Origin of the sequence: Histophilus somni 2336, assembly GCF_000019405.1 — a bacterium.
Classification (GTDB): Bacteria; Pseudomonadota; Gammaproteobacteria; order Enterobacterales; family Pasteurellaceae; genus Histophilus; species Histophilus somni.
The window spans coordinates 147,742-162,309 of the sequence record NC_010519.1; the positions used below are offsets into that span (position 1 = coordinate 147,742).

Sequence of the window (14,568 nt, forward strand, 5' to 3'; positions counted from 1 at the left end):
AAATGAATATACAAAAAGGAGTTGTAACGCTCACCCTATTAATGCTGTTAAGCTCAGTATTATTAATTTTACTTTTTTTTGATGGTGATTTGATTTCGTTGCATTCATCCATTGTTTCTCAACGGAAAATATATTTAGAACAAAGTCTTATATTACAGAGACAAAGTATTTCTCAAAAAGAAAAACTTTGTGAAAACCAGCCTCTGAATAATAATTTGAAAAGTTTGAAGATCGAATTTGAAAGTCGACGAAAAATTGACCGCACTTCTCAATTTATATGGTGTGAAAGAAAATATTTGTTTAAAAAAAGGCCGAAAAAAGCTACTTATGAGGCAGGGCTAAGTCAGTATATAAATCTTGAGTTACTGGATTTATTTCAACATAAATTACATTCACCGCCTGCTATTTTGCCGAGAGATAAAGCAAATTATCTCTATTGGGTTGAGGAAAAATCAGCTGAATTGGAGATACAAGGTAATATTAATGCAGTTGTTATTGCTGAAGGGGATTTGAAGTTAACAGGAAAAGGTAAAATTAGTGGAACGGTTATTACCGGCGGGAAATTAAGTATTGAACCAGCAGTTAAAATTGTGTATCGCTCAAAAACAATCATCGATCTTATCCGATCATATAGTTATTGGCAGTTTGCGGAGAATAGTTGGTATGATTTTCAACCATTATAAATTTCCTCAACGGGGTACCAGCTTGATCACGTTATTAGTCACAATGATGATATTTTCTACATTATTTTTATTTGTTAATCAATGGGTTAGTTATCAAAGAAAAAGTGCGGTAAATATTTATCTACGTTATCAAGCTTTGCAAATCGCTGAAAATCAACATCAACGCTTATTTCTAGAACCGCATTTTCATTGTCCGCATAATATCGAGCAAAATGGTTATAAGTTTAAGATCAATTGTGAAGGTAAGAATGTACGAGTTTCTTATGCAAATCAACAAGTAAATTTATTGCTTGATTAATTATTTTGAAAAGCTATGCTAAATGAAGTTATTAGAAGAATAAGGAACATTTGTGTTTACTTTGTATTATTCCAATCAATTGGAAACGCAAAAAGATATTTTGTTACATTTAATGGATCAACAGCCATTATCAGATCCTTTCCAAAAAGAAGTTATTTTAGTACAAAGTGGCGGTATGGCACAGTGGATACAGTGGCAGATTGCAGAGAAAAAAGGTATATCGGCAAATTTGTCTTTTCCTATGCCTGCAAGTTTTATTTGGCAATTATATGTTGATAATTTATCGCAAGTCACAGCTTCTTCTCAATTTAGTAAAGAAAATATGACTTGGCGATTAATGGAAATTATTCCGCATTATATAGATCAACCGGAATTTTACATATTGCGTCAATATTTACAGCAAAGTTACCAATCAAGTCAGCAGCGATACTACCAATTAGCCAGCAAAATAGCAGAGTTATTTGACCAATATTTAGTTTATCGACCGGAATGGATTATAAGTTGGGAGCAGAATAAAGGCGTAGAAATTATTCAGCAAATTCAGTATTACCAAAAAAATTTATCTGTCTCAGAATCATGTTTTTCTCAAGTTGAGCAACATATTGTTTGGCAAGGTATTTTATGGAGAGCTTTAGTATGCTCTGTGCAAAAAGAAACACAAAAGAATGTTTTACATCGTGCACATTTACATTTACTTTTCTTAAAACATATTGCCGGCGAAAAACCTAAAAATTTGCCTACGAGAATTTTTGTATTTGGTATTTCAGCTTTACCGAAGGTGCATTTAGATACTTTAAGTGCATTAAGCCAGCATTGCGATGTGCATTTATTTTTTAATAATGCTTGTCGTGAATATTGGGGAGATATAATTGATCAGAGCCATTGGCAACGCTTGAAAGTACGAGAGCGTATAAGTTGGCAAGATTTCCAACAACCACAAAATACACAGGCTTGGTTATCCGATGCGCAAATACATACTTTTGAACAAAATGGATTTGAACAAATTTATGATGAAAAGTTACAGGTTGGCAATCCTTTGCTTTCCTCATGGGGAAAATTAGGACGGGATTATTTGTATTTACTCACTGAACTGGAGGCTAATGAAATCAATGCTTATGTCGAACTTTCGGAAAAAACATTGTTGTCGCAAGTACAGGCACGCATTTTAGATTTGGTTCCTTCGAAGCACAAGTTTTTAAATTTGGCAGAAAATGACCGCTCTTTAACTTTTCATTCTTGTTATAGTCCAATACGAGAGGTTCAAGCTCTACAAGATTATTTGTTACATCTATTTAACCAAGCTCAGGATTTGACACCTAAAGATGTGGTAGTTATGGTTGCAGACATTGATAAATATGCACCGTATATTCAGGCGGTATTCAGTCAAGGCGAACACTATATTCCGTACTCTATCGCAGACAGCAAACTTTCCGAAAATGACCCTTTAGTATCTGCTTTTTTACAGCTGTTAAATTTAAAAGAAAGTTTATTCAGTGCGGAGGAAGTGCTGACTTTTTTGGATCATCCTGTTATTCGTCAGAGTTTTAATATTACTTTAGAGGATTTGGCACAAATTCGTCATTGGGTTGAGCATTCGGGTATTCGATTCGGATTAGAAAAATATCCGCAACAATCCTTGCAAAATTATAACGCTTGGCAGGCAGGTTTAGAGAGAATGTTACTGGGATTTGCTATGCGGGAAGAAAATGGTCTATGGTTAGATACGCTTGGCTTTGATGATACCTATGGATTAAAAGGGCAGCTTGTCGGTTATTTAAAGGATTTTATTACTCGTTTGTATCAATGGCATCAATTTTTGCAAGTAGATCACGTTATTGAAAAGTGGGAAGAACATTTAATTGAATTAATGTCATCTTTTTTTGTGGTAGACGGAATGGATATTCCGCAACAATACAAAACAACTTTTAATTATCTTATTGACACTATTCAACAATTAACGGAGTTGATCCTAGATAGCTCTTTTCAACAAGAAATAAGTGCGGAGGTTATTTACGAAGTTTTTGTTGAACGCTTAAAAGATATACCCAATAGCCTAAAATTTTTAATGGGGAAAGTCACTTTTTGTACGCTTCTCCCCATGCGATCAATCCCTTTTAAAGTGGTGTGTTTACTTGGTATGAATGATAGTGATTATCCACGTCAACAAACACCGAACAGCTTTGATTTAATGCAATATCATCGTAAAAAAGGCGATCGTTTTCGCCGAGATGATGATCGCTATTTATTTTTAGAAGCATTGATCTCGGCACAACAGTATTTTTATGTGAGTTATATTGGTCGCTCTATTATTGATGATAGTGAACGAGAACCTTCAGTTCTTGTTACGCAATTGTTGGATTATATAGCTGAAAATATCAATGCTCAAGGTGATCTAAAAGGGCAAGATATTCTGAAAAAATCACTTATTCAACAACATGCGATGACTGCATTTAGCCGAGAAAATTTCACCAAAAGAGACCGCTCTTTTTCTAAGCAATGGCTAGTGTTGGCAAATAAAAAAGATAGTGGCAATTTGGCGAATTTTTTACAGCCGATAAATGATACAGAGATAGTTAAAGAACTTTCATTAAATGACTTAATTGCGTTTATTCAGGATCCTGTTCGGTATTTTTTTGAGCAAAAATTACGTGTTTTTTTACGTAAGACAGAACAAAATATTGCGGATACTGAAAATTTTACTTTAGATAATTTAGAGTTATATCAAATAAAAGAAGAACTTATTTATCTTTCTGAGCAGGAATGGGAAGACTTTTTTGCTCGGATGAAAATTAAGGGAATTATGCCACAAGGGGCGTTTGCAAAAATTTATCAGCAAAAAACAAAAAATGAGATCATTACACTTAAATCTTTAGTTACGCCTTATTTGGATCAAATATCGGAACAAATTCCTGTTGACTTGAGCGTTGAAACAGAATATGGAAAAGTATGCTTAACGGGGAGCATTGACAGTTTATATCATCAAAAAATGCGAAGAGTAACGTGGAGAGCCTCTGTTGTCAAAACGAAAGATATTATCCAAACATGGATTTATTATTTATTACAAACCTTGGTTGGAGAGCCTAATTCGCAAGTTGAGCATTACGCTTTAGACAGCAGACTTTCTTTTGAAAAAATAGAAAAATCTACCGCACTTCAACAGCTTCAAACTTATGTTGAGGCATATTTACTTGGACAAGTTTCAGTGTTATTAATGCCAATGAAAAATTTCGATCAATATCTTCAATTGCTTTTTACTCCGAAGAGTAATAAATGGAAAGAGGAAAAGGATATTGATTTATCTGCTTGTTTTGAATTGTTATCAGAACTTGGCTCAGGTAGAAAAGAGAGAAATTTTTATGTGAAAACAGATCCTTATTGGCAAAGAATATTAGCACAAACAAAACTAGACGATTCACATATTTTAGAAATTAATCAACGTGTTATACAATGGTTCGATTTAATGTTAATGCTAAAAAGAGTTGAATAGAAAATAAAAACAAAACTGGATATTTATCCAGTTTTGTTTTATCCTTAGTGCTTTATTTTACGCTATGTAAGGTGAGATATGATTGGGCGTGTAACAGGAATACTGGTTGAAAAACAAGCTCCGGAAATTTTACTGGATGTTCAAGGTGTTGGGTATGAGTTACTTTTACCCATGACAAGTTTTTATAATTTGCCGGAAGTTGGGCAGGAAACTACGTTGTTTACGCATTTTGTGGTGCGTGAAGATGCTCATTTGTTATTTGGATTTAGCCATAAACAAGACCGCTCTTTATTTCGTGAATTGATTAAAACCAATGGAGTTGGACCAAAATTAGCTTTAGCTATCCTGTCTGCGATGTCAGTGAATGAATTTGTGTATGCGATTGAACAAGAAGAATTATCTAAATTAGTCAAAATTCCCGGAGTAGGAAAAAAAACTGCTGAACGTTTATTGGTGGAGCTAAAAGGTAAATTTAAAGGCTTACAACAAACAGATTTCTTTATTAAAAGCTCTCATTTACCTGGAATTAAATGCTCAAAACTGGATCAAAGTTTGCAGTTGGATGAAGCAGTTTCTGCTTTAATTGCGTTAGGATATAAGCCTATTGAAGCAGAGAAAATGGTTAAAAAAGTGTTAAAAGCAGATTTAACTAGTGAACAGCTTATTCGAGAGGCTTTGAAAGCCGCATTATAAGAGATAGAGAATGATTGAAGTAGATCGCATTGTAAGTGCCAATGCAAAAGTAGACGATGAATATATTGATCGTGCAATTCGCCCTAAATTATTGAGTGATTATATCGGTCAACCTCAAGTTAGAGAGCAAATGGAAATTTTCATCCAAGCAGCAAAATTACGCCAAGATGCACTTGATCATTTGTTAATTTTTGGACCCCCTGGACTAGGAAAAACAACGTTGGCGAATATTGTTGCCAATGAAATGGGAGTGAATATTCGTACTACTTCAGGTCCGGTTTTAGAAAAAGCGGGGGATTTGGCGGCAATGCTAACGAATCTTGAGCCTCATGATGTATTATTCATTGATGAAATTCATCGCTTATCACCAGCTATTGAGGAAGTTCTTTATCCAGCGATGGAAGATTATCAACTGGATATTATGATTGGAGAAGGTCCTGCTGCCCGTTCAATAAAGCTGGATTTACCGCCTTTTACGCTGATTGGAGCAACAACAAGAGCAGGCTCTTTGACTTCTCCATTACGAGATCGATTCGGTATTGTGCAGCGACTGGAGTTTTATTCTGTAGAGGATTTAGCTTCCATTGTTACTCGAAGTGCGGTCTGTTTGCAGCTTGAAATTGATGTTGAAGCAGGACAAGAAATTGCTTGTCGTTCACGAGGTACCCCACGTATTGCAAATCGCCTATTACGCCGAGTGCGAGATTATGCCGATGTCAAAAATGGTGGGAAAATTACCGCACTTATTGCACAAGAAGCACTGAAGATGCTGGATGTGGATCTTGCAGGATTTGATTTTATGGATCGTAAATTATTACAGGCAATTATTGAGCGGTTTGATGGTGGACCTGTAGGATTGGATAATTTGGCGGCGGCAATTGGCGAAGAGCGAGATACCATTGAAGATGTATTGGAGCCTTATTTAATTCAGCAAGGATTTTTACAACGGACACCTCGTGGAAGAATAGCAACATCAAGAACTTATCGACATTTTGGTTTGGAACAGATTGAAAAATAGCACTCCTTTTTCAGTTACTCTCAACGTGAGTCAGTCGATAGTCAACGATTTCAAGCAACTTGTGGGTTTGTGCGAGTATCCTTCTATTCTGTAGTAAAGATTCTGCAAAGGTACTATTTATTGCTCAAAATTCCATTTGCACACACATAGGCTGAGCTCCATGCCCATTGGAAGTTATAACCGCCAAGCCGACCGGTAACATCAAGTACTTCACCAATAAAATAAAGACCTTTGATTTTATGACTTTCCATCGTTTTTGATGAGATTTCTTGCGTATCTACGCCTCCAATAGTGACTTCTGCGGTGCGATAGCCTTCGGTGCCGTTAGGTTGAATTTGCCAATGATGAATTAAATCATCAAGATTTTTTAACTGCACTTTACTGAGGTTGGCAATCACTTCATCTTGAATAATGTTGTGATTTAACCATAAATCCACTAGTTTTTGCGGTAATAGGCGTGATAAGGCGGTTTTTAAATGTAATTTAGGTGAGGTCTGACGTAACTTGTTAAGGAAAAATTGAATATTTTCCATCGGTAACAGATCAATTTCTATATTTTCATTCACTTGCCAATAATTTGAAATTTGTAAAATAGCGGGACCTGATATCCCCCGATGAGTGAAGAGTAAATTATTGCTGAAAGATTGACCGCACTTTGCGGTTACACAAACAGGAAGGGAGATGCCTGAAAGTGCGGTGTAAAATTTATCAATTTCACGCCATGTGAAGGGTACAAGCCCAGCTCGTGGAGCAATAACATTGAGTCCGAATTGTTCGGCAACTTGGTAACCGAAAGGTGTCGAACTCAAGGCTGGCATAGACAATCCGCCGGTAGCAATAACTAAATTTTCACATTGCCAAATTTTTCCGTCAGATTGCAATTGAAAACGAGCTTTTTCATTACCGTCTAATTTTTCAATGTATTCGATCTGTTGACGTAATTGGGTATTAACTTGAAATTTATCGCATTCTGCTCGTAGCATATTGACAATATCTTCAGCACTGTTATGACAAAAAAGTTGCCCCGATTCTTTTTCATAATAGCTAATACCATAGTCAGTAATGAGGGCAATAAAATCCCATTGGGTAAAGCGAGCTAGAGCAGACTTGACGAAATGAGGATTTTGCGAAAGGTAATGCTGAGGGGTAACATTAAGGTTGGTAAAATTACAAAATCCGCCACCGGACATTAAAATTTTACGTCCCACTTTTTTTCCATTATCTAAAATCGTTACTTGGTGCTTGGCTTTACCTAGTTGACCGGCACAAAACAAGCCTGCCGCACCTGCACCGATAATAATTGTTTGGGAATAATTCATCATTATTTATTTGCTAAAATTACCGCTCTTTTGGGAGCCGGGTACCCTTCAATGGTTTTACTGTGATCTTGAGGATTAAGGAAATCAATTAAACTTTCATTTTCCAGCCAGTCTGTTTTACGTTGTTCTTCTAGACCTGTTGTTTCTACATCGACACAACGAATATTATGGAAACCGCACTTTTCCAGCCAGTTTATGAGTGCGAGAACGGAAGGGATAAAATACACATTTTTCATTTTGGCATAGCGATCTGTCGGCACTAAAATCGTGTTTATATCACCCTCTACAACTAACGTTTCAAGTACTAATTCGCCATCTTTAACTAATTGATTTTTAAGTTGTGTGAGATGATCCAATGGAGATTTTCGATGATATAAAACGCCCATAGAAAAGACGGTATCAAAGGCGGCTAAAGGTTGCATTTCTTCAATGCCGAGCGGAATCAGATTAGCACGACGATCATTGTTTAACAGTTTACGTACAGCCTCAAATTGACATAAAAACAGTTCTGTCGGGTCAATACCGACTACCATTTTGGCTCCTTCGCCAACCATACGCCACATATGATAACCGCTACCACACCCTACATCTAACACAAGACGATTCTGCAAAGGTGCCAAATGAGGCAAGACACGCTCCCATTTAAAATCCGAACGCCATTCACAATCAATATGGATACCATATAGATGATAAGGTCCCTTACGCCAAGGCATAAGCTGTTTTAAGTGATGAATGATGCGTTGTCGCTCACCGGAGGAAAGAGGCGTTTTTGTTTCAGCTTTGACCGCACTTTTGAGATCAATATGATCGGCTGTTAAGTGCGGTAGAAAATCAATGATTTTTGACCATTTAATATAATCGCCATGGGTTTGCTTTTCCCATTGTTTAAGTTGTAAAGGCAAAGTTTCAAGCCATGCTGAAAGTGTCGAAGTTGCTATTTGTTGATAAAATGGACGAAAGTCGAACATAATTATTTTGATGCCTTATATGCGTTTTTAGCTTGTTCAAACGTCTCTAAAATCGATTTTTCCGGTTTCACTGATAACAAAGAAACAACAATAATGACAATACTTGCCAAAGCAAAACCTGGGATCATTTCATATAATTTAGAGAATTCACTTGTTGTAGGGACAATGGTTTTCCAACTAAATACGATAATTGTCCCAGTTAACATTCCCGCCATTGCAGCAGAAGATGTCATGCGTTTCCAGAATAAAGAAAATAGTACAACAGGCCCAAAAGCACTACCAAATCCAGCCCAAGCAAATTCAACTAATTTTAAAACTTGGCTTTTTTCATCTTGTGCAATCCAAATTGCAATGGTGGCAATAGCTAATACCATTAAACGACCAAGCCACATCAATTCTTTATCCGATGCTTTTGGACGAATAAATCCTTTGTAAAAATCTTCTGTAACGGCACTGGAAGAAATGAGAAGTTGTGCACTCAGCGTACTCATTACTGCGGCTAAAATAGCAGAAAGTAAGATACCAGCGATCCAAGGATTGAACAATAATTTTGATAATTCAATAAAGATTTGCTCCGATTCTTTGTTGACGACACCAGCTAGTTGTGGATTTGCTGTAAAATAGGCGATGCCAAAAAAACCGATACCTATGGCACCGACTAAACAAAGGATCATCCAAGTGATACTAATACGTCGTGCGTTATTGAGCGATTTTACTGTGTGTGCCGCCATAAAGCGTGCCAGAATGTGCGGTTGTCCGAAATAACCCAATCCCCAAGAAGCCAAGCTCAGTAGACCAATTGTGGTAGTACCGGTAAAAATATCTGTAAGGTTTTTTCCTGCTGCACTTTCAGCTTGCTTCAAGTAGAAATGAAAATTATCTATTCCGTCTAAGTTTAGAATAATCATGATAGGGGTTAGAATGAGTGCGAAAATCATCAATGTTGCTTGAATAGTATCTGTCCAACTCACCGCTAAGAAACCGCCAATGAAGGTATAAGCAATGGTTGCCAATGCACCATACCAAAGTGCGGTGGAATAAGGGATATTGAACAGATTTTGGAATAATTTTGCACCGGCAACGATACCGGAAGCACAATAAATTGTGAAGAAAACAAGGATAATTGAGGCTGACACAAATTTGAGTAAATTATAACGACTACCAAAACGGTTGTGAAAATATTCAGGTAATGTGAGAGCGTTATTATTAAATTCAGTGTAAATACGTAAGCGACCAGCCACAAATAACCAGTTAAAATAAGCACCGATTGTTAAACCTATGGCAATCCAACCTTCAATTAAGCCCGACAAATAGATTGTACCCGGTAAACCCATCAGCAACCAGGCGGACATATCTGATGCACCGGCAGACATTGCGGTAACAAAACTGCCTAAACGACGACCGCCAAGAATGTAGTCTGAGAGATTATTGGTGTAGTAATATGCAAGTGCACCAATCAATAACATGCCTAAGATATAGACAATAAAGGTAATAATTGTTGGATCAAAACTAAACATTAAGCCCTCACGAAAGCATTATTTGTATAGATAAAATTTAAGAAAGGTCGCATTTTACCTTATTCAGGGCTATTATTCTATTTACCTTTTCGATAGACTAATTAAAAGAAGTATTTTTAGGATAGAGATGATGGAATCTGTTGAATTATTGGCTAACATTACCCCTAGTGAAACCCGAATTGCACTGGTGGATAATGGCATTTTAAAAGAAGTACATATTGAAAGACAGGCAAAAAGAGGGAGCGTCGGTAATATTTATAAAGGACGAGTGACTCGAGTATTGCCGGGTATGCAATCTGCATTTGTAGATATCGGATTGGAAAAAGCCGCTTTTTTACATGCCTCAGATATTGTTTCACATACAGAGTGTGTTGATGTTGATGAGCAAAAACAGTTTGTAGTGAAAGATATTGCACAATTGGTACATGAAGGACAGGATATTGTTGTTCAGGTTGTCAAAGATCCCCTCGGTACTAAAGGTGCAAGATTAACAACTGACATAACACTCCCTTCTCGTTATCTTGTTTTTATGCCGGAAAATAGCCATGTTGGCGTTTCTCAACGCATTGAAAGCGAAGAAGAGCGGGCACGTTTAAAGGAACTTGTTTTACCGTTGTGCGATGAATTGGGCGGTTTTATCATTCGTACTGCTGCGGAAGGAGCAACGGAAACTGAACTCGTACAAGATGCGGAGTTTTTAAAACGCTTATGGCGTAAGGTGTTGGAACGCCGTGCGAAATATACAACACGTTCAATGTTATATGGCGAATTGGCGTTAACGCAACGTATTTTGCGAGATTTTATCGGGGCGAATTTCAGTAAAATTCATATTGATTCCAAATTATGTTTTTCTGAAGTGAAACAGTTTACTGAGGAATTTATGCCTGAACTGACAGATAAGTTGGTGTTATATTCCGGCAGTCAGCCATTATTTGATGTTTATAGCGTTGAAAATGCTATTCAAACAGCTTTAAATAGTCGTGTAAACTTAAAATCCGGTGGCTATCTAATTATTGAACAAACCGAATCTATGACAACGATAGACATTAATACTGGTGCTTTTGTTGGTCATCGTAATTTAGAAGAAACTATTTTTAATACGAATATTGAGGCAACAAAAGCTATTGCACAACAGTTACAACTACGCAATCTGGGCGGTATTATTATTATTGATTTTATTGATATGCAAACGGAAGAACATAGGGATCGTGTCTTGGAATCTTTACGTTTGGCATTATCCAAAGATAGAGTGAAAACGAATGTTAATGGGTTTACTCAACTTGGTTTAGTTGAAATGACACGTAAGCGAACAAGGGAAAGTTTGGAGCATATTTTATGCGATGAATGTCCAACTTGCAGTGGACGAGGCAGTGTGAAAACCGTTGAAACGGTTTGTTATGAAATCATGCGTGAAATTATTCGTGTTAATCATTTATTTGCCAGCGAAAAATTTGTAGTTTATGCCTCAAGAGCGGTGGCGGATTATTTAATTAATGAGGAAAGCCATGGTTTATTAGCAGAGTTGGAAGTCTTCATTGGCAAACAAATTCAAATAAAAACAGAAGTGTATTATTCACAGGAACAATTTGATGTTGTTGTAATGTAACTTCCATTTTTAATATGTTATATTGACCTCATATTCATTATTCAAGGTATCGGTATGGTTAAGAATATTGGAATTTTATATATTGCGACAGGGCGTTATCACGTTCTTTGGGAAGATTTCTATAAAAGTGCGGAAAAGCATTTTCTACCTGAGTTACCTAAGAAATATTTTTTATTTTCTGATTATGAGGGAAGTTTTTTAGGAGAGGAAAGTGGAAATGTTCACAGAATATATCAAAAAAAATTAGGTTGGCCTTATGATACGTTGATGCGTTTTGATATGTTTTTAAAAGAGAAAGAGCGATTTAAAGAGTTGGATTATCTCTTTTTTGTTAATGCGAATATGATTTTTATTAAAGATATACATCAAAATGAAGTTCTTGCATCCGATAAAGAGTTAATTATGATTTTACAACCTTGGTTTATCGGTTTAGATATTGATAAAACTACTTATGACAGAAATCCGTTGTCCACGTCATATATTCCTTATGGGGAGGGTGAACATTATGTTATGGGCAGTTTTAACGGCGGTAAAACGTCTGCTTTTTTAGAGATGTGTCAGCAATTAAATGACAATATCTATTTAGATTTAAAAAAGGACATTATTGCACTATGGCATGATGAAAGTCATTTAAATCATTATTGTTGGCGAAATAAAGAAAAAATATTTATTTTGCCGGATAGTTATTTGTTGGATGAAGGGCAACAGTACTTCCCAAGTAAAAAGTCTCATTATATTAATCCCTTATATTTAAAAAATCATGATGTTCGGTTAGTTATGAGAAATAAGAATCATTATAGGTTCGGGGGGGGGGAATTACATGAGAGGGATTACTGATGAACGGATCGAATTTAATTGGTCAATTTTTTTGTTGAATTTAAATGTGTATCGTCTCTATTTAAAAGAGAGAATTAGGGCTGTATTTAAAGTTCTTTGTAAGAACTAATATTGTTAAGGTAGGACAAAAAAACAAGATGTTAAACAAAGTACAAGAATCTATACTTGCTCCAAATAATTTAGAACTGGATAATTTAAAAAATACATTTGATATGTTGTCTCATCGCCAGATTGATTATGCAGATTTGTATTTTCAGCTCAGTCAAGATGAAAATTGGGTATTGGAAGACAGTATTATCAAAGAAGGCGGTTTTCATATTGACCGTGGCGTTGGTGTGCGTGCGGTAACTGGCGAGAAAACAGGATTTGCTTATTCCGATCAGATTGATTTGGTCAGTTTACAGCAATGTGCCAATGCAGTAAAAGGAATTGCTTTGCCAAATCAAGGTAATATTATTAAACCGATTGGCTTTAACGCTGTAAATGCGATTACTCGTTATCCTGCAGTAAATCCGTTAAATAGTTTGAATAAAGAGCAAAAAATTGAATTATTACATTTAGTAGACCGTACCGCTCGTGCATATAGCCCTTATGTGACAAAAGTTGTAGCGAATTTAACCGCTCTTTATGAAGAAATTTTAGTTGTGGCAACAGATGGTACGTTAGCAGCTGATGTTCGACCGTTAATTCGTTTATCTATTTTCGTGATGGCGGAAAAAGCGGGAAAAAGAGAACAAGGAAGTGCGGGCGTTGGGGCGAGAGTAGGACTTGATTGGTTCTTTGAGCCTTATAAGGGCGAACAACGTGCGATTTATTTTGCGAAAGAAGCAGCACGTCAAGCATTGGTGAATTTAGACGCTATTGAAGCACCTGCCGGCTTGATGCCGGTAGTGTTGGGCGCCGGTTGGCCGGGTGTATTATTACACGAAGCTGTGGGGCATGGATTAGAGGGTGATTTTAACCGTAAAGGAAGCTCATTGTTTACAGGAAAAATTGGGGAATTAGTTACTTCTCCATTATGCACTATTGTTGATGACGGTACTCTACCGAATCGCAGAGGCTCGTTGACAATAGATGATGAGGGCGTGCCAAGTCAATGTAATGTATTGATTAAAGACGGTGTCTTGCAGGGTTATATGCAAGATAAAATGAACGCTCGCTTAATGGGTGTGAAACCGACTGGAAATGGGCGTCGTGAATCTTATGCTCATTTGCCTATGCCAAGAATGACTAATACTTATATGTTAGCGGGGCAAAGTAAGTTTGAAGATTTAATTGCTTCGGTCGATTATGGCATTTTTGCACCGCACTTTGGTGGTGGGCAAGTGGATATCGTCTCCGGAAAATTTACTTTTTCCATGTCGGAAGCCTATTTAATTGAAAAAGGCAGAATAACCAAGCCTATTAAAGGTGCAACTATGATCGGACAAGGAATTGAAGTGATGCAACAAGTATCTATGGTAGCCGATAATATGGAAATAGACCATGGCATAGGTGTTTGTGGTAAAGATGGACAAAGTGTTCCGGTTGGCGTTGGTCAACCGGCTTGTAAGATAGAGCAAATTACCGTGGGCGGAACCGCTTAATTAAACTATGGTGAATTTGTGATTTGTTAGATAATTAATTTTTATAGAGAATATAGACAGTGACTGAAACGACTCAATCAAATTTGCAATTGGCTCAAGCATATAACGAACTACCTTATACTTCTAAAGTTTTTGCTGCTTGTCAACCTACTCGTTTACATGCTTTAGCTAAGATTAAAGGGCTTTTACCCCCCCCCCTTAGAAACAGCTAAGGTGCTGGAAATCGGTTGTTCTTTTGGCGGCAATTTATTGCCCTTTGCTATTCGACACCCTAATAGCCAGTTAGTCGGTATTGATTTATCTGAATACCAAATTAATATCGGCCAGCAAATGATGGAACAGGTCGGCGTGAAAAACGTAGAGTTGGTTGCTGCTGACATTAGCCAAGTGAGCTTTAATATTAAGTTTGACTATATTATTTGTCATGGTGTTTTTAGCTGGGTGCCGGAAGCGGTACGCCATGCAATTTTAAAAACCATCCAAGAGTATTTATCTCCCAACGGTATCGCTCATATTAGCTATAATACCTACCCAGGCTGGAAAATTCGAGATGTCG

General features: G+C 36.7%; 11 protein-coding genes and 1 pseudogene. 9 read left to right on the forward strand and 3 right to left on the reverse strand.

Translation table 11 applies throughout. The annotated features are described in order from the left end of the window. Window positions 1–2 precede the first annotated feature (2 nt). The 5 genes from HSM_RS00710 (at window position 3) to ruvB (ending at window position 6,179) form a co-directional block, all read left to right on the forward strand. A complete protein-coding gene (locus HSM_RS00710; protein ID WP_011608420.1) occupies window positions 3–683 on the forward strand; it encodes a DUF2572 family protein in 681 nt (226 codons plus the stop codon). After that, entirely contained in the window at window positions 664–981 is a 318-nt protein-coding gene (locus tag HSM_RS00715; RefSeq protein WP_012340547.1) for a DUF5374 domain-containing protein, read from the forward strand. The genes HSM_RS00710 and HSM_RS00715 overlap by 20 nt, the downstream gene beginning before the upstream one ends. A gap of 52 nt (window positions 982–1,033) precedes the next feature. Further along, entirely contained in the window at window positions 1,034–4,468 is a 3,435-nt protein-coding gene (recC, locus tag HSM_RS00720; RefSeq protein WP_012340558.1) for an exodeoxyribonuclease V subunit gamma, read from the forward strand. Window positions 4,469–4,546: 78 nt separating this feature from the next. Then, window positions 4,547–5,161 (forward strand): Holliday junction branch migration protein RuvA, encoded by a 615-nt coding sequence (gene ruvA / locus HSM_RS00725; protein WP_011608423.1) that lies wholly within the window; start codon window positions 4,547–4,549, stop codon window positions 5,159–5,161. Window positions 5,162–5,171: 10 nt separating this feature from the next. After that, window positions 5,172–6,179 carry a Holliday junction branch migration DNA helicase RuvB gene (ruvB, locus tag HSM_RS00730; RefSeq protein ID WP_011608424.1) on the forward strand — a complete coding sequence of 336 codons (1,008 nt, stop codon included), beginning with the start codon at window positions 5,172–5,174 and terminating at the stop codon, window positions 6,177–6,179. Between the two features lie 113 nt (window positions 6,180–6,292). Here the strand turns inward: ruvB and HSM_RS00735 are convergent, their stop codons facing one another. Genes HSM_RS00735 through putP form a run of 3 tightly spaced genes read right to left on the reverse strand, consistent with a single transcriptional unit; the run spans window position 6,293 to window position 9,983 of the window. Then, entirely contained in the window at window positions 6,293–7,501 is a 1,209-nt protein-coding gene (locus HSM_RS00735; protein ID WP_012340582.1) for a BaiN/RdsA family NAD(P)/FAD-dependent oxidoreductase, read from the reverse strand. Continuing rightward, entirely contained in the window at window positions 7,501–8,466 is a 966-nt protein-coding gene (gene cmoB / locus HSM_RS00740) for a tRNA 5-methoxyuridine(34)/uridine 5-oxyacetic acid(34) synthase CmoB (RefSeq protein ID WP_012340593.1), read from the reverse strand. Before cmoB ends, HSM_RS00735 begins: the two co-directional genes overlap by 1 nt. A gap of 2 nt (window positions 8,467–8,468) precedes the next feature. Further along, entirely contained in the window at window positions 8,469–9,983 is a 1,515-nt protein-coding gene (gene putP, locus HSM_RS00745) for a sodium/proline symporter PutP (RefSeq protein ID WP_012340603.1), read from the reverse strand. Between the two features lie 130 nt (window positions 9,984–10,113). On the opposite strand from putP, the gene rng reads away from it, so the two are divergent. The 4 genes and pseudogenes from rng to HSM_RS11225 form a co-directional block, all read left to right on the forward strand. Continuing rightward, complete coding sequence (gene rng / locus HSM_RS00750; protein ID WP_011608428.1) at window positions 10,114–11,589, forward strand: ribonuclease G; 1,476 nt, start codon at window positions 10,114–10,116, stop codon at window positions 11,587–11,589. Between the two features lie 54 nt (window positions 11,590–11,643). Further along, a complete protein-coding gene (locus tag HSM_RS00755) occupies window positions 11,644–12,426 on the forward strand; it encodes a family 6 glucosyltransferase (RefSeq protein ID WP_012340619.1) in 783 nt (260 codons plus the stop codon). A gap of 137 nt (window positions 12,427–12,563) precedes the next feature. Further along, window positions 12,564–14,012 carry a metalloprotease TldD gene (tldD, locus tag HSM_RS00760; RefSeq protein WP_012340628.1) on the forward strand — a complete coding sequence of 483 codons (1,449 nt, stop codon included), beginning with the start codon at window positions 12,564–12,566 and terminating at the stop codon, window positions 14,010–14,012. 207 nt (window positions 14,013–14,219) lie between these two features. After that, window positions 14,220–14,528 (forward strand): annotated as a pseudogene (locus HSM_RS11225) (class I SAM-dependent methyltransferase); the annotation flags it as partial. Window positions 14,529–14,568 lie beyond the last annotated feature (40 nt).

What these genes read in the sequence shown, in the direction of transcription:
- HSM_RS00710 (WP_011608420.1), top strand. Translation starts at nt 3, where the DNA reads ATGAATATACAAAAAGGAGTTGTAACGCTCACCCTATTAATGCTGTTA.
- HSM_RS00715 (WP_012340547.1), top strand. Translation starts at nt 664, where the DNA reads ATGATTTTCAACCATTATAAATTTCCTCAACGGGGTACCAGCTTGATC.
- ruvA (WP_011608423.1), top strand. Translation starts at nt 4,547, where the DNA reads ATGATTGGGCGTGTAACAGGAATACTGGTTGAAAAACAAGCTCCGGAA.
- ruvB (WP_011608424.1), top strand. Translation starts at nt 5,172, where the DNA reads ATGATTGAAGTAGATCGCATTGTAAGTGCCAATGCAAAAGTAGACGAT.
- HSM_RS00735 (WP_012340582.1), bottom strand. Translation starts at nt 7,501, where the DNA reads ATGATGAATTATTCCCAAACAATTATTATCGGTGCAGGTGCGGCAGGC.
- cmoB (WP_012340593.1), bottom strand. Translation starts at nt 8,466, where the DNA reads ATGTTCGACTTTCGTCCATTTTATCAACAAATAGCAACTTCGACACTT.
- putP (WP_012340603.1), bottom strand. Translation starts at nt 9,983, where the DNA reads ATGTTTAGTTTTGATCCAACAATTATTACCTTTATTGTCTATATCTTA.
- rng (WP_011608428.1), top strand. Translation starts at nt 10,114, where the DNA reads ATGGAATCTGTTGAATTATTGGCTAACATTACCCCTAGTGAAACCCGA.
- HSM_RS00755 (WP_012340619.1), top strand. Translation starts at nt 11,644, where the DNA reads ATGGTTAAGAATATTGGAATTTTATATATTGCGACAGGGCGTTATCAC.
- tldD (WP_012340628.1), top strand. Translation starts at nt 12,564, where the DNA reads ATGTTAAACAAAGTACAAGAATCTATACTTGCTCCAAATAATTTAGAA.